22 protein-coding genes are annotated in these 17,904 nt (G+C 60.7%); 14 read left to right on the top strand and 8 right to left on the bottom strand.

Features of this window, described 5'->3' with window-relative positions:
* The first annotated feature begins 11 nt into the window (after positions 1–11).
* The 3 genes from JJE47_09755 to JJE47_09745 are packed head-to-tail and all read left to right on the top strand — an operon-like array spanning position 12 to position 1,992.
* Positions 12–887, top strand: coding sequence for an NAD(P)-dependent oxidoreductase (locus JJE47_09755; GenBank protein MBK5267705.1), 876 nt, complete (start codon positions 12–14; stop codon positions 885–887).
* On the top strand, positions 884–1,291 hold the full coding sequence (locus tag JJE47_09750) for a cupin domain-containing protein (protein ID MBK5267704.1): 408 nt from the start codon (positions 884–886) through the stop codon (positions 1,289–1,291). The genes JJE47_09755 and JJE47_09750 overlap by 4 nt, the downstream gene beginning before the upstream one ends.
* Positions 1,288–1,992, top strand: a complete 705-nt coding sequence (locus JJE47_09745; GenBank protein MBK5267703.1) for a fumarylacetoacetate hydrolase family protein — start codon at positions 1,288–1,290, stop codon at positions 1,990–1,992. Before JJE47_09750 ends, JJE47_09745 begins: the two co-directional genes overlap by 4 nt.
* Positions 1,993–2,140: 148 nt before the next feature.
* Here the strand turns inward: JJE47_09745 and JJE47_09740 are convergent, their stop codons facing one another.
* Positions 2,141–2,752 carry a hypothetical protein gene (locus JJE47_09740; protein ID MBK5267702.1) on the bottom strand — a complete coding sequence of 204 codons (612 nt, stop codon included), beginning with the start codon at positions 2,750–2,752 and terminating at the stop codon, positions 2,141–2,143.
* Between the two features lie 113 nt (positions 2,753–2,865).
* Here JJE47_09740 and JJE47_09735 point away from each other — a divergent pair, with 113 nt between their 5' ends.
* Positions 2,866–3,549 carry a response regulator transcription factor gene (locus JJE47_09735; protein MBK5267701.1) on the top strand — a complete coding sequence of 228 codons (684 nt, stop codon included), beginning with the start codon at positions 2,866–2,868 and terminating at the stop codon, positions 3,547–3,549.
* Complete coding sequence (locus JJE47_09730) at positions 3,546–4,826, top strand: HAMP domain-containing histidine kinase (protein MBK5267700.1); 1,281 nt, start codon at positions 3,546–3,548, stop codon at positions 4,824–4,826. Before JJE47_09735 ends, JJE47_09730 begins: the two co-directional genes overlap by 4 nt.
* 26 nt (positions 4,827–4,852) lie before the next feature.
* Here JJE47_09730 and JJE47_09725 read toward each other — a convergent pair whose 3' ends face one another.
* Both JJE47_09725 and JJE47_09720 read right to left on the bottom strand, forming a co-directional pair.
* Positions 4,853–5,497: a hypothetical protein gene (locus JJE47_09725; protein MBK5267699.1), complete on the bottom strand. Its 645-nt coding sequence runs from the start codon at positions 5,495–5,497 to the stop codon at positions 4,853–4,855.
* A complete protein-coding gene (locus tag JJE47_09720; protein ID MBK5267698.1) occupies positions 5,494–6,315 on the bottom strand; it encodes an FAD:protein FMN transferase in 822 nt (273 codons plus the stop codon). Before JJE47_09720 ends, JJE47_09725 begins: the two co-directional genes overlap by 4 nt.
* Here JJE47_09720 and JJE47_09715 point away from each other — a divergent pair.
* Positions 6,256–6,741, top strand: a complete 486-nt coding sequence (locus JJE47_09715) for a hypothetical protein (GenBank protein MBK5267697.1) — start codon at positions 6,256–6,258, stop codon at positions 6,739–6,741. The genes JJE47_09720 and JJE47_09715 overlap by 60 nt on opposite strands.
* Positions 6,742–6,835: 94 nt before the next feature.
* Here JJE47_09715 and JJE47_09710 read toward each other — a convergent pair whose 3' ends face one another.
* From JJE47_09710 to JJE47_09700, 3 genes are read right to left on the bottom strand one after another with little or no spacing between them, the layout of a single operon-like run.
* Positions 6,836–7,183 carry a hypothetical protein gene (locus tag JJE47_09710; protein MBK5267696.1) on the bottom strand — a complete coding sequence of 116 codons (348 nt, stop codon included), beginning with the start codon at positions 7,181–7,183 and terminating at the stop codon, positions 6,836–6,838.
* Positions 7,184–7,186: 3 nt separating this feature from the next.
* Positions 7,187–7,936: a hypothetical protein gene (locus JJE47_09705; protein MBK5267695.1), complete on the bottom strand. Its 750-nt coding sequence runs from the start codon at positions 7,934–7,936 to the stop codon at positions 7,187–7,189.
* A gap of 3 nt (positions 7,937–7,939) precedes the next feature.
* On the bottom strand, positions 7,940–8,212 hold the full coding sequence (locus JJE47_09700) for a ferredoxin (GenBank protein ID MBK5267694.1): 273 nt from the start codon (positions 8,210–8,212) through the stop codon (positions 7,940–7,942).
* Positions 8,213–8,395: 183 nt separating this feature from the next.
* Between JJE47_09700 and JJE47_09695 the strand changes: the two genes are divergently transcribed.
* The 3 genes from JJE47_09695 to JJE47_09685 are packed head-to-tail and all read left to right on the top strand — an operon-like array spanning position 8,396 to position 11,429.
* Positions 8,396–8,857 carry a MarR family transcriptional regulator gene (locus JJE47_09695; GenBank protein MBK5267693.1) on the top strand — a complete coding sequence of 154 codons (462 nt, stop codon included), beginning with the start codon at positions 8,396–8,398 and terminating at the stop codon, positions 8,855–8,857.
* Positions 8,854–9,768, top strand: a complete 915-nt coding sequence (locus tag JJE47_09690) for an ABC transporter ATP-binding protein (protein MBK5267692.1) — start codon at positions 8,854–8,856, stop codon at positions 9,766–9,768. Before JJE47_09695 ends, JJE47_09690 begins: the two co-directional genes overlap by 4 nt.
* Entirely contained in the window at positions 9,768–11,429 is a 1,662-nt protein-coding gene (locus JJE47_09685; GenBank protein ID MBK5267691.1) for an ABC transporter permease subunit, read from the top strand. Before JJE47_09690 ends, JJE47_09685 begins: the two co-directional genes overlap by 1 nt.
* A 4-nt stretch (positions 11,430–11,433) precedes the next feature.
* Here JJE47_09685 and JJE47_09680 read toward each other — a convergent pair whose 3' ends face one another.
* Positions 11,434–11,820, bottom strand: a complete 387-nt coding sequence (locus JJE47_09680; GenBank protein ID MBK5267690.1) for a DoxX family protein — start codon at positions 11,818–11,820, stop codon at positions 11,434–11,436.
* Between the two features lie 118 nt (positions 11,821–11,938).
* Positions 11,939–13,492 (bottom strand): hypothetical protein, encoded by a 1,554-nt coding sequence (locus JJE47_09675; GenBank protein ID MBK5267689.1) that lies wholly within the window; start codon positions 13,490–13,492, stop codon positions 11,939–11,941.
* Positions 13,493–13,600: 108 nt separating this feature from the next.
* Here JJE47_09675 and JJE47_09670 point away from each other — a divergent pair, with 108 nt between their 5' ends.
* The 5 genes from JJE47_09670 to JJE47_09650 all read left to right on the top strand — a co-directional run.
* A complete protein-coding gene (locus JJE47_09670; protein MBK5267688.1) occupies positions 13,601–14,566 on the top strand; it encodes a hypothetical protein in 966 nt (321 codons plus the stop codon).
* Between the two features lie 90 nt (positions 14,567–14,656).
* The gene (locus JJE47_09665) at positions 14,657–15,676 is read left to right on the top strand and encodes an LLM class flavin-dependent oxidoreductase (GenBank protein ID MBK5267687.1); all 1,020 of its coding nucleotides are present in this window, start codon (positions 14,657–14,659) and stop codon (positions 15,674–15,676) included.
* 179 nt (positions 15,677–15,855) lie between these two features.
* Positions 15,856–16,794, top strand: coding sequence for an ABC transporter ATP-binding protein (locus JJE47_09660; GenBank protein ID MBK5267686.1), 939 nt, complete (start codon positions 15,856–15,858; stop codon positions 16,792–16,794).
* Positions 16,791–17,579 (top strand): ABC transporter permease, encoded by a 789-nt coding sequence (locus tag JJE47_09655; GenBank protein ID MBK5267685.1) that lies wholly within the window; start codon positions 16,791–16,793, stop codon positions 17,577–17,579. Before JJE47_09660 ends, JJE47_09655 begins: the two co-directional genes overlap by 4 nt.
* Positions 17,576–17,904 (top strand): hypothetical protein (locus JJE47_09650; GenBank protein MBK5267684.1); only part of this gene is annotated, 329 nt, incomplete at its 3' end. The genes JJE47_09655 and JJE47_09650, both read left to right, overlap by 4 nt.

Genomic DNA, 17,904 nt, shown 5'->3' with positions numbered 1-17,904 from the left:
GGCAACAGGAAATGAAATTGGGTTGGATCGGGCTTGGAGACATGGGGCATGTGATTATTCCGCGCCTCATAGAGGCCGGGCATGACGTGACAGGATGGAATCGGACCAAGTCGAGGGCTGATGTGTTGATTGGTCTCGGCATGTCCTGGGCGGACACTCCTCGACAGGTGGCGGCCGCCTCAGAGTTTGTGTTCTCGATGGTGACTGACGCCAAAGCCGTTTCGGCTGTTGCGCTCGGGGACGACGGGATCATCTCAGGGTTACCGCTCGGCGGGGTCTACCTCGACATGAGTACGATTGATCCACAAGTCAGCCGGGAGACTGCGGCCCTGTTTGCCGAGCGGGGCCTGACCATGCTCGACGCCCCCGTCTCGGGTAGTCCGATAACGATTGCGGCAGGCTCGGCATCGACGATGGTTGGTGGTGATCGAGCCGCCTACGAGCGGGTCGAGCCAGTCCTGCATGACATCGGGTCCAAGGTCAGCTACATCGGGCCCTCGGGGACGGCTGTGCAGATGAAGGTAGCCATCAACCTCACACTCATCGTGGAGATGGTGGTGTTTTGCGAATCCGTTGCCCTGGCTGAGAAGGGCGGTGTTGACCGGGCGGTGGCGGTCGATGCCATGCTCAAGAGCGTGGTCGCCTCGCCAGTGATGGGATATCGGGGACCGTTCATTCTCAATATGCCCGACAAGCCGCTCGCCGACGTCACGTTGCAGCAAAAAGACATGGTGTTGGCTTTGGAAGTCGCCCGACGCCAGGGTTCAGCGGCTCCACTCGGGGCGGTTGCGAACGAACTCCTCAATGCCTGCCGCGGCCTCGGGATCGATCACCGGGATTTCGTAACGGTATTCGATGTCTATCACATGCTTTCGGGGGGACGATGACTGAACGGTTTCACACCAACCTGGCTGACGTGCCGCTGGTGGGCGGCCTGCGTGAGGACGAGGGCTGGATCGACATGCAGGTTCAGTTCCTGATCGACAAGGCCAAGGCGGGAACCGACGACTTCCTTCTCGGATGGACGGTTCTTCCACCGGGCGCTCGCCACGACCGACATCTGCATCGCAACGCCGACGAGTTTTTCATCGTGCTTGCCGGGGGAGGGCGGATCTATACCGATGATGGAACTGCCCCGGCCGGCAAAGGCGATGTGATCTGGACACCCCGCGGGCGCTATCACGGCTTCGACAACACCGGAACCGAGGACGTCGTTCTCGTGTGGGGTTGGAGCGGTTGCGGTTCGCTTGAAGATTCAGGGTACGAAGCTGACGAGGCGGCCCTGTCGTGAACCCGTGGGAAGATCCCCGGGTTTCGGCCGGGCTCGAACGGCAGATTCCCAAACGCCGCGCGATGCTCGCCAATGGAGCCAGGAGTGTTGGTTGGAAGGTCGGCTTCGGTGCCCCGGCCTCGTTGGAGCTCATGGCAATAACCGCCCCGTTGCTCGGCTTCCTGACGGATGCCACCGTGTACGGATCGGGGGATTCGGTCGACAGCGACGGGTATCAACGGGGGGTAGTCGAGTTCGAAGTAGCCGTGTACCTGGCTCACGACCTCGGGCCAGGTGCTTCGGATCAGGAGGCGGCGGCGGCCATTGCCGCTGTCGGACCGTCCATTGAGGTTGCCAATATCAACTTGCCGGTCGGCCCCGACGAGGTCGAAGGCATTGTTGCCGGCAACATCTTTCACACCGCGGTCGTATTCGGTCAACCTGATATGTCACGCGCCGGGCTCGACATCACGGGGATGAATGCCCGGGTTCTGGTGGACGGAGAACTGGTGGCCGCTACCGACGAACTCGAAGCGATCACCGGCCGCTACCCGACGGTGGTCCGCACGGTTGCCGATACGCTGGCGGCCAATGGTCTTCTGCTCAGGGCCGGGGACGTGATCATTACCGGCTCGGTCATTCCGCCGGTCCCAGCTGTGGCGGGAACCGAATACACCTTCGCTCTCGACCCGCTCGATCCGATTTCGGTGCGGATCGGCTAGTTCAGGCGCTTCCGCCCGTTTCCCCAGCCTTGCTCCAAATTCCTGCCGATGCCTGGAAGATTCTGAGACGCTGCCCGAGTAGGGGCGTCTTCGAAATCTGTTCCACCATTGGAGTTGATGGGCCAGAGCTACTGTTCATGGTCGGCAGTTAATCGTTTTCCTCTTCGACGTGTTCGACAAGCTTCCCGTCTTTCCATTCGATGACAATTATCGACGTATGAGAGCTGCTTTCGAATTTGACGACGACCTGCTGTGGGTCACTTCGCTCTTCTTCCTTGGCGGAGAATCCTGGCTTTGGAACCGCCCCGAGGAGCGTCACCCGGTCCTTGCTGCCTTCGACAGTGACAGTTCCACCGACCACCGTGTAGGTCTTGACCACTGTCGTCGAACTCGGCGTTGTCGTAGTCGTTGTCGAACTCGTGGGGGGCGGCGGATTCGTGGTTGCCGGCTGGCTGGCCGTCGCCACCCTGACGGTGGTGGTGGTCGAGACCGGCGGCTCTGTCTCGGTCGCTTCCGTTGATGACGTGGTCGGGTTGAAAGTCTCAAGATCGGGGTCTGTGACGGTCGTGCTTGACGTAACGGGATCAAAGGTCGCCTGGATATCTCTCTCCGGCGCCGGTTCGTCGCCCTGAACGCGAAAGGCCAGCGACGCCGAATCCGTAACGTTGGCGCGCACGCTTCCGACGGCTGCCGAGGTGACGCCGATGGCCGTGAGGGTGACGAGCATCCAGCCGATTAAGATTCCGATCCGTGATCGCATTCCCACATCATGGCAAGTTCTCACGGTAACTTGGTTAACGGATTGATAACCACCGAACAAGTGTCCGCTTCGACGTCGCTTGCGAACGCGTTCATGGGTACCGTGTGGTCGGAATGCCACAAATACTGATTGTTGAAGACGACCAACGGATCCGCGAATCGTTGGCGATGAGGTTGGCGGACCGCGGCTACTCGGTCGAATCCTGCCAGGCTGCCATGCCCGGCGTGGAACGAGCCGTGTCGGGTGAGTTCGATGCCGTCGTCCTGGACCTCGGCCTACCCGATCTCGACGGCGAGCAAGCTCTCCGCATGATAAGAGCAGTGAGTGCGGTTCCGGTGATTATTGCTACCGCTCGAGATGAAGAGGCGGCCATCGTGCGTCTGCTTGATGCCGGCGCAGACGACTACGTCACGAAGCCGTTTTCTGCCGACCATCTGGCTGCCCGGTTGCGGGCCGTCCTGCGTCGCTCGGGGCCGGACGAAGAGAACCGACAGCTGACGGTAGGAGACCTAACGATCGATCTTGACTCACGCGAGGTAACCCTGGCCGGGGAGAAGCTCGACCTGAAGACCAAAGAGTTCGATCTGCTCGCCTACCTCGCAGAACGTCCCGGCCGGGTCATTCGTAAACGGGAGTTGCTGGCGGCCGTTTGGCGCCAACCATACGGGGGACCGGACAAGACAATCGATGTTCACCTCTCATGGATCCGAAAGAAGCTCGGTGAATCGGCCGCCGCCCCCCGGTTCATTCACACCGAACGTGGTGTAGGGGTCCGCCTGGTGGATCCGGCAGAATGAGGCGCCGGCTAGTTCTGCTGGCCGTCGCCATTTCGTTGATGGTGGCTCTGTCGTTTGTCATTCCTCTTGCCTTTCTGGTCCGCGACCTCGCCCAGGACCGGGCCCTGGCCGCCGGTGAACGTCAGGCCCAGGACATCGCCCGGGTTATCGCCACTCTGACGCCCGATCGGGGGGTGGTTGAAGCTTCCAAAGCGATTGCCCCGACAAGTGGCGGCAAACTTTCCACCTCTCTGATTCTTCCCGACGGGTCAGTGGTGGGTGGCGAACTACTGCCGGGGGAGAGTCCGACCCTGGCGATAACCGGTACCGCGTTTCGTACCGCGGTCGGTGGAGATCAGATCATCTATACCCCGGTCATTCAGGAGGATGGCGAAACGGTTGTTGTTCGAGTCGTGGTGAGCGAAGCCGCCCTGAGCGAAGGCGTCATGCAATCCTGGGAGGTTCTAGCGGGTGTGGCCGTAACGCTCGTGGCACTCGGTGTCGTGGCGGCCGCAATCCTCGGTCGGTCGATTATCGGTCCGGTTCAGGCTCTCGCCGACTCGGCGGCTCTACTCGGTGAAGGCGACCTATCGGTCAGAATCGAACCAGCCGGACCCCACGAGATTCAGGAAGCGGCCATCGAATTCAATCGCCTGGCCGAACGGATTAGTCGGTTGGTCCAGCGAGAGCGTGATGCTGCTGCGGATCTATCTCATCGTCTTCGAACGCCAATCACGGCTCTGCGTCTCGACATGGACGGAGTGGAGGACTCCCCGGCCATGACGAGAGTATGGGAGGACCTGGACATCCTCGAACGGACCGTAGATTTCCTGATCCGCCACTCACTCCATCCGGTGAGTCCCGACTCGGTGAGTGACTTCGCAGCGGTGCTGACCGAGAGAGTGGCTTTCTGGGCGCCCCTCGCCCGAGAACAGGGGCGGGAGGTGACGGTCTCCATAGGCGCAGACGAGGCGATGGTTCGATCGGTCGAACACGATCTCGAGGCGATGATTGATGTGCTGTTCGACAATGTGTTTGCCCACTCGTTTGGTGGATCCCCTTTGGCCGTTACGCTCAGAAGAGATCGGCAGAACAGTTACCTCACCTTCGAGGATGGTGGGCCGGGATTCGGGCCAACCGCGGTTCTCGGCAGAGGGTCGTCGGGGTCATCGTCAACCGGACTCGGCCTCGATATCGTCCGCTCAACCGCTGAAGGGGCTGGGGGATCGGTTTCGATTGGATCCAGCCAGTCGCTTGGCGGTGCCCGGATCGAAGTTCGCCTTCCTCTGGTCGCTTAGATCCCGGGTTCTGTTGCTGCAGGTGTCTAGGTCTCAGATGTTTCGGCCCGAATTCGTTCGGCCCGAATCCGTTCCGTAACGGACTGTTCGGGTCTCGCGGCTTTGACTTCGGCCGTCGCAGCAGGGGTGGGCCGGGGTCGCGGGGCGCGTTCTGGAGTGCTGGCCTGTGCGAAACGGACGATGAGAAGCATGATTACCATCGCCCCGGTGGCGATATACAGTCCGAAGACGAACGGATTGGAGCTGTCGGTTCCTGCCATGATGCCATGCAACATGGCGACGACGAAGGTTCCGAAGGCACCGAAATGTATCGCCCGCCATACCGTCTGGCCGATGAGCTTCTTCATGTAGAAGCTGACGGTGATGATTGCCAGCGAGTAGAACCCGATAACTCCGAACGCGACGGCGTTTGGCCGCCACGTGGCCGCTCCGGGGACAAACAGGTCGCGAAGGGCAAACTTGATGTACTCGTCATTTTTGAGTGCCCACATGTGAACGCCGGTAGCCAGCAGGGCACCGATCGAGAGAGACTCATGGAAGAACGTGACTTGTTTGGCACGCATCGGTCCCATGACCTTCGTTGAGACCATGAGTCCCCAGATCGTCGCGGCCGAGAGGAGGGCATAGGCCACCAGCCCCGAGCCGCGGATTGCCATCCATTCGAAATTCATGCTGCCTGCTTTATTTGTGAGGTTGCGTACACCGATCCGTCGTTCCATACGACGAGCGCTCCCGATAGCCAGGAGCAGCGATCCGCCCAGGCCAATCCCTCGGCACCAAGCAGAAGGACGGCTTTAGCCCCGGCTTCCGCCCGGGCGGCGGTTTCAGCCAGGACAGTAGCGCTGAGGATTGGTGAGTCGGCCGGTGATGCGGTACGCGGGTCGATGAGATGATGCGCTTCGCCCTTGCCGACTTTCCAGCGCCGCCGGGTTGTGGAACTGGTGGCCAGCGCTCCGACGCCCAGCTGGACTTCGGTAATGATGTTCCCCCACGGGTCGGCGATGGGAACAATGGCTTGCGGGTGGGACGATCGGACGTCTCCGCCCGCCGAAACGATCGCCGCCATGCCGCGTTCGACAGCGATGTCACAAGACCAACCCTTGGCGATCCCACCAAGATCGAACAGGATTGGCTCAGGTCGGTTGAGGCGATCCCCGGTAATGGACCAAGCCGGGACCTGCTGCCTGGCTGGTGCTTGTTTCAGATCGGCAACCTCGATAAACGTCCGGTCGTAGCCCCAGGCTTTGACGGCTGAACCGATCCCAACGTCGACGAGACCGTCGGTGCGGCGCCTGGCATCCTGAGCCTCTCGCATCACGGCACCGAGAACCGGCGACAGCTGCACGCGCTCTTCCTGTTGATCATTGACCTGGCTGAGTTCACTGTCTGGCCTGAACCTGCTGCATATTTGTTCGGCAGATTCGAACCAATGCCGGGTCGAATCGATGTCACCGTCGTTCTGAGCCACCACGGTGACATCGGTTCCCATCGCCCGGAACTGGACCTGGATCACGACCCAGCAGACGGGGGAACGGTGGTTGGTGGTGCCGGCGCAGGAGCAGGTGCTGGTGCCGGCGCTGCGGCTGGTGGCGGTGGGGGAGGAGGCGCAGTGGGAGGCTGTGTGCTTACGCCGCCACCTCCCCCACCGGTGCCACCCGAGGTGCCACCTGAACTGGTTTTGGATCCACCCGAGCTAACACTGCCTGAGCTGGCGGTGCCGGCCGATGAACTGGCAACAACGACGGTCCGGGTAATGACCTCCGGCGGCGGAGGCGCCACTGGCGAATACCGGAGGATGGTGAGTCCCTTGTCCGGCATGGCCGGGACCGCAGTGGTCTCGCTCGTCGGTACGGTACTCGGAGTGGTCGTCGGATCCGGAGCCTCGGCGTTCGACGTATCGGGGGCCAGGGATTGAAAAGCGAGCACACTGGTTGCCCAAGCGAGCGCCGCGGTCGTCCAGGCCAAAATATGGGCCCATCGAGATGGGAAGAGGCATTTGAGGAACATCGTCATGGGGTCACCGGTTCGGCGATGACCAGGACGGCGTCTCGGTCGATGAGGAGTCGCGCAACGGCGTCAGGTAGCGTATTGTCGAGTTCGTCGACGCCAAGATCCTGCGCTGAGCCCCGAAGTTCGAGTACTTTCGAAACCGAACCAGTCAGGTCCCCCACAGGGGTTGTCTCAGGCGGAGCCACGGCGACGACCTCGACGATCGTTGTGGTTGGAGCCTCGGCGGTGACCTGTTCGAGCGATCCATCCATAGCCGGATCGGGTTCTGCGGCCAACAGACTCATAACCGGGAATGCTCCCAGTCCGGCCACGATCAGGGCGACGACAATCAGCAAGACGTGTCGCATTGGCTAGCCCTGCCTTTCGCTGATCGCTTCTTTGGCGTTCTTCTCAGCCTCTTGCGCCTTCTCAAGCGCTCCCCAATAGTCGCCTTGGGCAGCTTTCGAATCCGCCTCGGCCAGTTGCCGTCGGGCTTCCTCAATCTTGTCGCCCTCACCGTTGGCAGCAACCGCCGCATCGATGGCCGTCACGGCATCGGCGCGGGCGGCGAGAAACTGGGTCGAGATGGCCGGCGGTTGTCCGGCGACCGTGGTCGTTGTGGTGTCAGCTGCTGCGACGACTGTGGATGTGGTTGTATCCGCCGCAGTAGTAGTGGTGGTATCGGTGGGAGGTTCGTCTGTGGCAGCAACTGCCACAACAGGCGCAGCGGACGTTACCGGAGCAGGCCCGTTGACATAGACGGTTCGGGAGATTGGGGGCGGAGCCGGCGGTCCGTCGAGCGGCATTCCTTCCTGGGCGCAGATCTCGCGGAGTGCATCAAGAGCTGCGTCTTCAACCGGGGTGATGGTGCCGGCGGTCTCCTTCTCGATGAGGGCTGCAGCATCTGGCACGCAGGCTGTCCAGATGTCAAGGTCCGAGAGGAATGGTTGCGGGGGCACAACTTCCGCCTGAGCCACCACGGCCGGAAGAGTTGAGTCGACTACCGCGGCGATCGGTTCTTCCGGTGGCGCATTCCCGATGAGGAACACCGAAGCGATGGCAGCAGCCGGAATGAGCACAACGCCGGCGATGAAAGACGCTCCAAACGTGCCTTTGGCCATTGTCTAGACCTCCAGATAGATGCACTCGGCCGGACACATCTCGGCAGCGTCGATGACGTCCTCGACGAGATGTTCGGGGACACGGGCGATTCCGGCGTCGCCTTCGGGACCATGGCCCTCACCGACGAGACCGTCAAAGATTGTGGTACTCCCGAAGAAGGCCGCGTCTTCTTTGACAGCCCATAAACCGTCGGAGCGACCCACAAATACCTCAGGGGCGATCTGTTCGCAGGTCCCTGCCCCTGTGCAGAGAACCGGATCGATCCAAACCTTCATGTCCAATTACCTTCCCTTTGTCTCATGACACAATGCCGACGCTTGCGATAAGTGGGGGATAACCGATTGGCAAGCCTCTGGCGATCTTTTTAACCCTTCTCGCTGAGTGTGTGTCGGCCGGTCCGCGGAAATCTACACGCGGACCAGCGGTTTGTTCAGTAGCTTCAGAGTAAGCTGAAATGTATGAATATCACCGATGCGCAATCCGACTATGTGGAGCGGGTCGGTCGGTTCTGGGAGTCTCTCTCGATGGGGCGAACTGCCGGGCGCATCCTGGGCTGGCTGATGATCTGTGATCCGCCACACCAGTCGGCAGCGGGACTCCGCACGAACCTCGGTGCGAGCGCCGGATCCATCTCGACCCAAGTCCGGCTTCTGGAACAGCTCGGGCTGGTTGAGCGCGTGACGTTCTCCGGCAGTCGGGCGAGCTTCTATCAGCTCCCCGACCATGTTTGGTCCCGGTCGATGGATACTGAACTTGTCCGAATCGTCCAGATGCGGGCGTTGGCCGAGGCCGGCTCGGCTGTGATTCCCAATATTCGACCGGAACGGGTTACCGAATTGGAAGAAGTCGCCAAGTTTTTTGCTGCCGAGTGGCCAGGTCTGCTCGAACGTTTACACCAGAGAGTAGAGGTAAGACCATGAGCAACGGACCCGCCATCGTCACCCGGGGGCTGACCAAACACTACGGAGAGGTCAGGGCGCTTGAGGACTTGAATCTGGAGATCGCCCAGGGTGAAATATTCGGCTTTCTCGGCCCGAACGGAGCCGGCAAGACGACAACCATGCGGACCATCCTGGACCTCATCCGTCCCACGTCAGGGACGGCGACCATCATGGGTCTCGACTCACACGAAGATGCGGTTGAGATCCGTCAACACATCGGATACGTTCCCGGGGACCTCGCCATGTATCCAAAGCTGACCGGTCGGGAGTTGCTCACCTATTTCGCGAACCTGCGCGGTGGCGTCAGCTGGTCGGTGGTCGACGAATTTGCGGGTCGATTGGACTCCGATCTTTCGAGAAAGATCGGCAACCTGTCGTCGGGTAATCGGCAGAAGGTTGGTTTGATACAAGCGTTCATGAACAAGCCGGACATTCTCATTCTTGATGAGCCGAGCAGCGGCCTTGATCCGCTGGTCCAGCAAGAATTTCAGGCCATGCTGCGGGAAGTAGCCGGAGAAGGTCGAACCGTGTTCTTGTCGAGCCATACGCTCAGCGAGGTTGAGCGGGTCGCAGACCGGGTGGCCATCATCAGGGAAGGTCGTCTGGCAGTGGTTGACACCATGGAGTCGCTCAAGGAAAAGGCGATCCGCAAAGTAACCCTGCATTTCGCTGATCCGATTTCGGAGTCCGTATTTGCGGGGGTTGCTGGAGTCAAGAGCGTGTCCGTCAAAGGCACGGCAGCCACCGTGTCGTTTGAAGGAGCGATGTCCTCGCTGCTGAGGGCTGCGACGGATCACGACGTCATCAATCTCACAAGTTCAGAGGCCGATCTCGAAGAAATCTTCCTTGCCTACTACCGGGGTCCGGGTACGTCAGAGGTGGTTGGCTGATGCTCGCCACCATCTACTCCAAGACTGTTAGAGAACGAACCTTTGGGTTGTTGATAGGCGTGATGTCGGTATCGGCGATGGTCGCCCTTGCCGTGTGGGTCTACTCCGACCTCGACCAGGTGATAGCTGAGTTTGCCGCCAGCTTTCCCGAGGCGTACTTGTCGGCGATGGGAATTTCGGTCGATGGGACCGGCACGTCGATCGTACTTGGAGAGATGCTCAACCTCATCGCACCAATGGTGCTCGGTGGCCTGGCCATTTCGATCGGCACTTCGGCGATAGCGGGCGAAGAACGAGACAACACGATCGGACTCCTGCTGTCCAACCCCAAGAGTAGGACGACGGTACTTCTTGCCAAGATGCGGGCGATGCTCGCGGTCGTCGCGGTGGGTTCCATGCTCATTTGGCTCGGCTCGGTGGCGAGCGTGGCGCTCGTCGGGTCCAATACGGTTGGCCTCTCGATTGGCGCGATGAGCGTCCACGTATTCGCCATTTCACTTTTTTTCGGGTCCCTGGCTCTGTTCATCGGGGCGTGGACCGGTAACGCCGGAGCGGCGTCGGGTGCCTCGGCGGGCTTGCTCATTTTTTCGTTTCTGGCTGCCGGGTTCCTCCCATTGTTACAGGGTTGGGAGAACGTGGCCAAGGTCTTTCCGTGGTACTACTTCAATTCGAGTCAGCCCCTCCAGAATGGCTTGAAGCCAGGTCACCTGGCTGTCCTGGTAGGGGTCAGCGCTCTCCTGATCGGCGGAGCTGTCGTCGGCATTAATCGGCGGGATCTTCGGTCGGGTGGGGTGGACGGCAATTTGCTTGAACGCCTCCTGCAGAACCATCCCAGGGTGGCCGCGTACGCCGAAAAGATCACAGGCAAGGCTCAGGTGGCCAACATCGCCATCAAGACTCTGTCCGATCATCAGGGAGGAGGGACGATCGCAGCGGCGGCGATCTTCTACACAGCCCTCATCATGGGCCCGTTTTTCAATGCCCTCAAGGGCGTGCTCTCCGACCTTATGTCGGTCATGCCGGAGGGCCTGTTGGCGATCGTCGGGTCGGTCGATATGTCCACTCCGGCCGGGTGGTTTCACGGAGAGCTCTTTTCCATGGTCGTACCTGGAGCCATCGGTGCCATCACCATCATGATGGGGGCCAGGGCGTTGGCTGGGGAAGAGAGAACCCAAACCATGGATCTACTTTTGGTGAACCCCATCAAGCGTTCCCGGGTCGTCGCCGAGAAGTCCGTTGCCATTTTGGGCATGGCGTTCTTGCTCGGATTTGCAACCTTTGCCGGCACGGCTGCCGGGAGTTTGCTGGGAGGGCTCGACATTTCGATGCTCAATATCGCCGGCGCGTCTAGCCAGGCCTTCGCGTTCGGGTTTTTCCTGGGCGCGATGGCGCTCCTTGGGGGGGCAATGACCGGGAACGCCAAAGCGGCCGCGTATGTCGGTATCGGCGTTGGTCTGGTGGGTTTTGTGATTGCGAGCTATTTCCCCGTGAGTGCCAATCTCGCCGAATGGGCCCGGGTGTCGCCATTCTATTACTACGCACAGAATCAACCGCTCAGCAACGGGATCAGCTGGACGAACTTGGGCGTGCTGCTCGGGGCAGGCGTCCTGGCGGTCGCCGCCTCTGTGCTCTTCTTCGAACGGCGAGATATTCGAAACTGACCGGCTACTTCTCCGGCAGGGGTTCGAGCTTCCATCTGCCGTAGGCGATGAATCCGAGTAAACCCGCCAGGACGGTGTTCTGGATGATGTTTTGGGTCTCTCCTCGTCCGGCGTGCCAAATGATGGCGCCGACCATCAGCAAGACGAGGCCGTCTGCGGCCAGACTGGTCAATATTGGTTTGATCTTTGTGAGCGCTGGAAGCAGCAAGCCGATCCCCCCGAGGATTTCCGCGACTCCCGTGACGAGGTGAAGGCCGTCACTCAGTTCGTACATCCAGCCCATGGCGGCCGGAAGCCCTTCTGGGACGACGAAATGGAGAACTCCGGTGAAGGTGAAAAAGATTCCCAGAAACCATTGGAGCGCCCAGAGAACCTTCGATCGTGTCGTCATGGTGAACCTTTCGATGCGAGAGCCTCGCCTCGGACCCTTCGCGATGAGTTTATGCGATGGGGTCCGGCGATGATTGGCCCGACCCGATTGCTGTGGGCTCGACCAGTCGGGGAGTTTCTTAGCGGCTCGCTTGTGTCCGTATCCGGTTCGCGAAAGGGTCCGCCGGAGGTGGGGCACTCAGCAGTGCGCAGGTCTTGCCAGGTCGCGGAGCAGGCGCATTGGAGTGGTCGTTGTCGGGAACCCTCGAGCGCAGTGGAGTCGTCCTGGCCGGACCCGGAGCCGCCGGCAAGGTTGGGGCGTTCACCGATTTGACGAACGTTGTAAGTTCCTGGTCATCCCATTCGGGGAGGGGCGCCGGGTCGGATCCGACGGCGTGGGGCATGTCGATGATAAAGACAGTCTCGTCGAGTCTCTGCTCATGCGTCACCCGGCAATCCATGCCGACCGCCAGCGCTTGAGCTACAGAAAGACCTACGCCAACGCTTCCTTTGGTCAGCGGAGCATCGCCATCATGGACGAATCGTTCGAACAGGCGAGCAGACAACCCCTCGGACACGCCGGGTCCGTTGTCGATGATTTCAAGTCGGTATCGGTCGCCCTCCACTTTGCCGAGGAGCGTGATCGTGGTACCCCCATGCTTCTCGGCATTCGAGATCAGGTTCCGAAGAATGTGGCGTACCCGGAGTCGGTCGACAAAAACAGTTTCATCATCGACCTTCTTGATAAATGTCTTGTCGCTCCACCTGAACGGCACCAGTGCCTCTTCGATTTCTCGCACGATGCTGACCGTCTCGGGCTGGAAATACAATCCATCATTGGCCGCTTTGGCAGCCACCAGTAGGTCCTCGACCATTCGGCTCAGATCGGCAGCGTCTCGGATGATGTAGCCGTTCATTTCGGCTGTCATCTTGGGATCGTCGTATCCCATATCCTCGAGCGCCAGGGCAAAGCCATAGAGACCGGTCAAGGGAGTGCGGAGCTCGTGGCTCAGGTTGGCGATCATCTCATCCTTGGCCTGGCCGAGTTCGCGGATTCGCAGCAGGTCCTGCTCGAGGATGTCTTGTTTTCGGCGCCGGTTGACAAAGGTTCTGAAGGTCGCCAATGCCAGGAGCGGCGCCAAAAGACCGACTCCGAAACTGGTCACGAGTCCCCAGTTCCCCGCTACCCCGGTCTCGACTTCGATCACCGTGGCTGCTGCTTGGGATGCCGCGTTCGCTCTGGAGCGCACCGCTTCGGCGGCATCATCAACCGAGGCGTCAAGCTGCCGGCGGGAGGCCGTCGTGTCGCCGGACTCAAGTAGACCGATGAACGTTGAGAGTTCGGCTGCCAAGCGACCTTGGAAAAGCGGATTGGGCGAGATGGCGATGGCCCGTTCCGCCTGGGCAACGGCATTGATGGCGTCGGTTCGCTCCTGCTCGCCCGTCAATCCGGCGTTGTACGCCGCCACGGTAATGAGAGCTCCCTGGGCTCGACTGTCCATACTTTCGATCAAGCGCAGGGCGTGGCCGGCTTGCGCCTGCTCGGTAGCGGCCAGCGCTACGCGCTCAACCTGTTGGGTTTGTGCGAATACAACGCCGAGCGTACCGGTCAGTACGGTGATGGCGATGGCCAAGCCGGCCATCACAATGGTCTTTGTGTCGAAGCGCCCCATGACCGTCATATCGGTATTCACCGGTCGTACCTTGAGCCTTTAACGGTTCAAGTTTGGACCCCTGGGGGCCGATACATCGGTATGAATTCGTTATGGGCGCACCGGGGGCTTGCCATCCTGTTACTGCTAATGCTGATCGCAGGTGGTCTGGCGTTGCCTGCTCTGGCTGACAACGACTCGGAGATGGAAGCGGTTATCAATCAGCTTGATGTGAACTCACATGAAAAGCTTGATTGGTTGGACAACAAGCTTGAAAACGCCCGTACCCAGGATGAAGCTCAGCAGTACTACAACTCGACGGTGGGGGCCATCGGCACCTATTCCGATCAGGCGGTAGTGGAGTTGTACGCCAATGCTGGTGACGATCCCGAGTTGGTGGTGATCGCCCAGAGCCTCGTCAGCGTGGTCAACGCCATGGCCGAGGAGCATGATCAGATAGCCCGTGAGATGTTCGATGCCTGGACTCCACCAACGACGGGGACGACCAAGGCCCCAGCGCCCACGACCACCACAACCGTTCCCATACCCCCGACCTCCACCTCGACCTCCACGACGATCGCTTCGACCTCCACGACCTCCACAACCACAATCAGGGCGACCCCGATGACGACCAGCCCTCTGCCGACCACACCGACCACCTCGATCGCTCGATCTGCCCCCGAATCAACCACGACATCGACTACGGCGCCGGTTCCGCCGTCAACAAAAACGACCACGACAGTTCCTCCACTGGCGGGCACCATCGGATCCGGTGGGTCAACGCCGGCCGACTTCTCGGCCACCTTTGATGACGCCCCGATGCTGGCTCCGAGCGCGTTGGGCGAGGTACCTCCCTACGTGGACCAGGTAGCAAGTCTGATGCAGATGGATGATTCGCCAGCGAGAGGCTTTCTGTTGAGATATGTGCCGGCAGATCTTCCTGCCGGTATGGCTCGGCCAGTTGTCGGTGTGGTGGCAATCATCGAGATGATCGTCGGTGCTTTTGTTGCAAGTTTCGAGCGCCTTGGTGGCCCGGCGACCGCCGCAAGCCTCTATGTGACGTATTCCGTTTGGCAGTATGTCCGGAAGAAGGCACCGGTGCCGGTCGATTTGTGAAACCAACCACCCGAGAATCCAACGGGCGCCGCGCAATAGACGCGTGTCTCCATTAGGTTGTGGCCCTGCGACCACGAGAGCGAGACGACAATGGAACTTGGGATCACGACGTTCGCCGAAACGATTCCTGTGGACGGTCCGCCGATTAGCCACGCGGTACGGCTCAGGCAAGTGGTTGAAGAAATCGAACTGGCTGATCAGGTCGGCCTCGATGTCTACGGGGTTGGTGAACACCACCGCCCTGACTTCGCGGCCTCGACCCCGACGGTGGTTTTGGCGGCGGCCGCCGGAAGAACCGAGCGGATCCGGCTCAGCTCCGCGGTGACGATCCTTTCGTCTGATGATCCCGTGCGAGTGTTCCAACAATTCGCCACGCTCGATGCCGTGTCGAGTGGCCGCGCCGAACTCCTCGCCGGGCGCGGCTCGTTCATCGAATCGTTCCCCCTGTTCGGATATTCGCTGGACGATTATGAGGAGTTGTTCGCCGAAAAGCTGGATCTTTTGCTCGCCATACGCGACAACGAACGGGTGACCTGGTCCGGGACGTTTCGTTCCCCACTCGTCGAGCAAGGCATCTATCCCCGCCCTGACCAAGACCCGCTGCCTGTATGGGTTGGCGTTGGGGGAAACCCACGGTCGATCGTGCGAGCCGGGGTGCGGGGACTGCCAGTTGCATTGGCCATCATCGGCGGCAGCCCGATTCGTTTCTCGGGCCTTGCCGACCTCCACCGCAAGTCACTCAAGGAAGCCGGTTTCGACCCGGTCAAGGTGCCCTTGGCGGTCCACGCCCATGGGTATGTTTCCGAGTCGGAGGATCAGGCTGTCGAGGAGTTCTATCCGGCGTATGCCAAGGCCATGACCGGACTCGGGGCCGAACGAGGTTGGGGTCCCATGACCCGTCCCCAGTACGACTCGATGCGGAGTCCGCAGGGTTCTCTGGTGCTCGGCGACCCTGCGCAAGTTGCTGAAACGATCCTGCGGTGGCGCGACATACTCGGCATCGAGCGTTTCATGTTGCACATCAGTGTCGGAACCTTGCCTCACAGGCAGGTCCTGCGATCGATTGAACTCCTTGGAACGGAGGTCGCCCCGCTGGTGCGCGCCGGGTGAGTTGGTCGGATCGGATGGCCGACGACCAAGCGCCTTGATCCGTCAGTCGACGAGTGTCACGGCCGGTTGAGCGCGCCTGACGACCTTCCTCTGGCCGCCGCGACCCTTCTGATGCCGAATGCTGAGCCTCTCCGCCGCCCGGACTGATAGGCTCGAATTCTTGCGACTGAGGGCCGTGCATGGACGACTGGGCGTTTCGGGTAGATCAGCTGACCAAGTCGTATGGCGACGACGCCCCGCTTGCCAATGACGGGATCACACTTCAGATTCGCCCTGGCGAAGTGTATGGGTTGCTCGGTCCGAACGGGGCAGGCAAGTCAACCCTGGTCAAACAAGTTATCGGGTTGCTGGAGCCAACCAAGGGCAGTATCACCATCGGACCGTACGACCTGGTAGCTGATCCTGATCACGCTCGTCAACTCTGCTCCTATTTGCCGCAAGCCCAGATGCCCATTGCCTCGTTCAAGGTTCGGGAAGCCATTGAGATCGCCGGGTCGATCCGGGGCGGTAGTGGAGCGGACGTCAAACGTCGAACCAACGAACTCATCGAGGCCCTTGACCTTGGGGAGTGGCGAGATACCCTCGGAGCCAAGTTATCGGGAGGCGTAAAACGGTTGGTAGGGTTCGCGATGACCTCGGTGTGGCCCGGGAAGTTGGTGATTCTTGACGAGCCGACGAACGATGTTGACCCCTTGCGTAGAAGGATGCTGTGGGCAGAAATCCGGCGGTTGGGAGAAGCGGGCACGGCGGTCCTCTTGGTCACCCATAACGTGCTGGAGGCAGAAAAGTCGGTAGACCGGCTTGCGATCATCAACGAGGGGCGGTTGATCGCCGAAGGCACGCCGTCGTCGCTCAAGGCTACCGACAGTGGTTCATTGCGGCTACAGGTGATGCTTGCGCCCGGAACGGAGACACCGGCCCTTCCGGAGTTCGTGCGATTCGAAGGACGGGTGGGTCACAACTTGGTGTCTGCGATTGCCGAGTCAGATGCATCGGCCGGGATTGCCTGGGCCCAGCGGTTGATGGCCGAAGGGTTGGCCGAGGAGTACGCCTTAGGAGCCACCACGCTTGAGGATGCTTATATCCGCCTGACCGGCCACGTGAGCGAGGAACAGTGACGGCGGTAGCCGATTCGGTCAGAGTTCCTGCTCGTCAGCGGGGCGTGGCTTTCTGGCTACGCGGGTTCGCGTCCATGCTCCGCTGGGAAATGACTCGACTGCGGCTACTCCTTCCGATCACTGCGCTGGTCCAGACCTTTACGGGGGCGGGTCTGGTGTTGGGAATCGGGCTCTTCTTTGAGGATATGGCACCCCGGATCGCTCTCTATCTTGCTTCGGGAGCCGTCGTCATCTCGCTGGTGACCGTCGGTCTCGTCATGGGACCACAATTGGTGGCTCAGCAACGGCAAGAGGGCTCCTACGACTTCATCGTATCGATGCCGGTTCCTCGAAGTGCATCCCTGGCCGCATGGTTGGTTCTCAACAGCGTCGTGGCCTTGCCGGGCCTAGTGGGAGCAGTGCTCGTCGCCATATGGCGGTACGACGCGACATTTCATGTGTCCATACTCATCGTGCCCGCGACGCTCCTGACCCTGGTTGCCGGGGTAATGATGGGCCATGCCTATGCCCATTCGGTGCCGGAGCCACTCATGGTTGGCTTGATCTCGCAAGTCCTCATCTTCGTGATTTTCGGTTTCTCGCCGATCAGCTACCCGGTCGAGAATCTCCCCGATTGGCTGGGGACGCTCCACCGTTATCTGCCCTTCATGCACATGGGGAACGTCGTGCGCGACGGACTAACTGATGGCCTCGTGTCCGATGTCGGGTTCTCGTACGGCGTACTTTCGGCCTGGACGTTGGCGGCGACCCTGGTCGCCGTCGTTGTGGCAAAGAGACGAGGATGACGGTCACAACGCGGACAGACCCATGGATTCGTAGGGGAGGCCCCGCCCACCTCTGGTACAGCTACCGGCAGATGCTCCGGTTCGAGCTGACGAACCTGCGCAACTACCTGGTCGTCGCATTGGTGCTGCAAACGCTGATGGGGGCGGGCATGGGCATCATGTACGGTTTCTATCTCGGCGACCTCTCGCCTCAAGCCGCTTCCTTCCTGGTAAGCGGGGTTCCGGCGTTGGCCTTGTTCCCGCTCGGCTTTGTTCTGGTCCCTGGCGTGATCTCCGGTCAGCGAATCGAGGATGTCTACGACTATGTCTGGTCACTACCAGTTCC

It is taken from the genome of Acidimicrobiia bacterium, from assembly GCA_016650365.1.
Lineage (GTDB): Bacteria > Actinomycetota > Acidimicrobiia > Spongiisociales > JAENVV01 > JAENVV01.
This window is presented reverse-complemented; position numbering and strand designations above follow the sequence as displayed.

Excerpts from the sequence above, each read along its gene's own strand:
- JJE47_09735 (MBK5267701.1), top strand. The coding sequence starts at position 2,866 with ATGCCACAAATACTGATTGTTGAAGACGACCAACGGATCCGCGAATCG.
- JJE47_09715 (MBK5267697.1), top strand. The coding sequence starts at position 6,256 with ATGCCGGGTCGAATCGATGTCACCGTCGTTCTGAGCCACCACGGTGAC.
- JJE47_09740 (MBK5267702.1), bottom strand. The coding sequence starts at position 2,752 with ATGCGATCACGGATCGGAATCTTAATCGGCTGGATGCTCGTCACCCTC.
- JJE47_09720 (MBK5267698.1), bottom strand. The coding sequence starts at position 6,315 with ATGGGAACCGATGTCACCGTGGTGGCTCAGAACGACGGTGACATCGAT.
- JJE47_09690 (MBK5267692.1), top strand. The coding sequence starts at position 8,854 with ATGAGCAACGGACCCGCCATCGTCACCCGGGGGCTGACCAAACACTAC.
- JJE47_09685 (MBK5267691.1), top strand. The coding sequence starts at position 9,768 with ATGCTCGCCACCATCTACTCCAAGACTGTTAGAGAACGAACCTTTGGG.
- JJE47_09725 (MBK5267699.1), bottom strand. The coding sequence starts at position 5,497 with ATGAATTTCGAATGGATGGCAATCCGCGGCTCGGGGCTGGTGGCCTAT.
- JJE47_09665 (MBK5267687.1), top strand. The coding sequence starts at position 14,657 with ATGGAACTTGGGATCACGACGTTCGCCGAAACGATTCCTGTGGACGGT.
- JJE47_09705 (MBK5267695.1), bottom strand. The coding sequence starts at position 7,936 with ATGGCCAAAGGCACGTTTGGAGCGTCTTTCATCGCCGGCGTTGTGCTC.
- JJE47_09750 (MBK5267704.1), top strand. The coding sequence starts at position 884 with ATGACTGAACGGTTTCACACCAACCTGGCTGACGTGCCGCTGGTGGGC.
- JJE47_09670 (MBK5267688.1), top strand. The coding sequence starts at position 13,601 with ATGCTGATCGCAGGTGGTCTGGCGTTGCCTGCTCTGGCTGACAACGAC.
- JJE47_09710 (MBK5267696.1), bottom strand. The coding sequence starts at position 7,183 with ATGCGACACGTCTTGCTGATTGTCGTCGCCCTGATCGTGGCCGGACTG.
- JJE47_09660 (MBK5267686.1), top strand. The coding sequence starts at position 15,856 with ATGGACGACTGGGCGTTTCGGGTAGATCAGCTGACCAAGTCGTATGGC.
- JJE47_09730 (MBK5267700.1), top strand. The coding sequence starts at position 3,546 with ATGAGGCGCCGGCTAGTTCTGCTGGCCGTCGCCATTTCGTTGATGGTG.
- JJE47_09700 (MBK5267694.1), bottom strand. The coding sequence starts at position 8,212 with ATGAAGGTTTGGATCGATCCGGTTCTCTGCACAGGGGCAGGGACCTGC.
- JJE47_09755 (MBK5267705.1), top strand. The coding sequence starts at position 12 with ATGAAATTGGGTTGGATCGGGCTTGGAGACATGGGGCATGTGATTATT.
- JJE47_09680 (MBK5267690.1), bottom strand. The coding sequence starts at position 11,820 with ATGACGACACGATCGAAGGTTCTCTGGGCGCTCCAATGGTTTCTGGGA.
- JJE47_09695 (MBK5267693.1), top strand. The coding sequence starts at position 8,396 with ATGAATATCACCGATGCGCAATCCGACTATGTGGAGCGGGTCGGTCGG.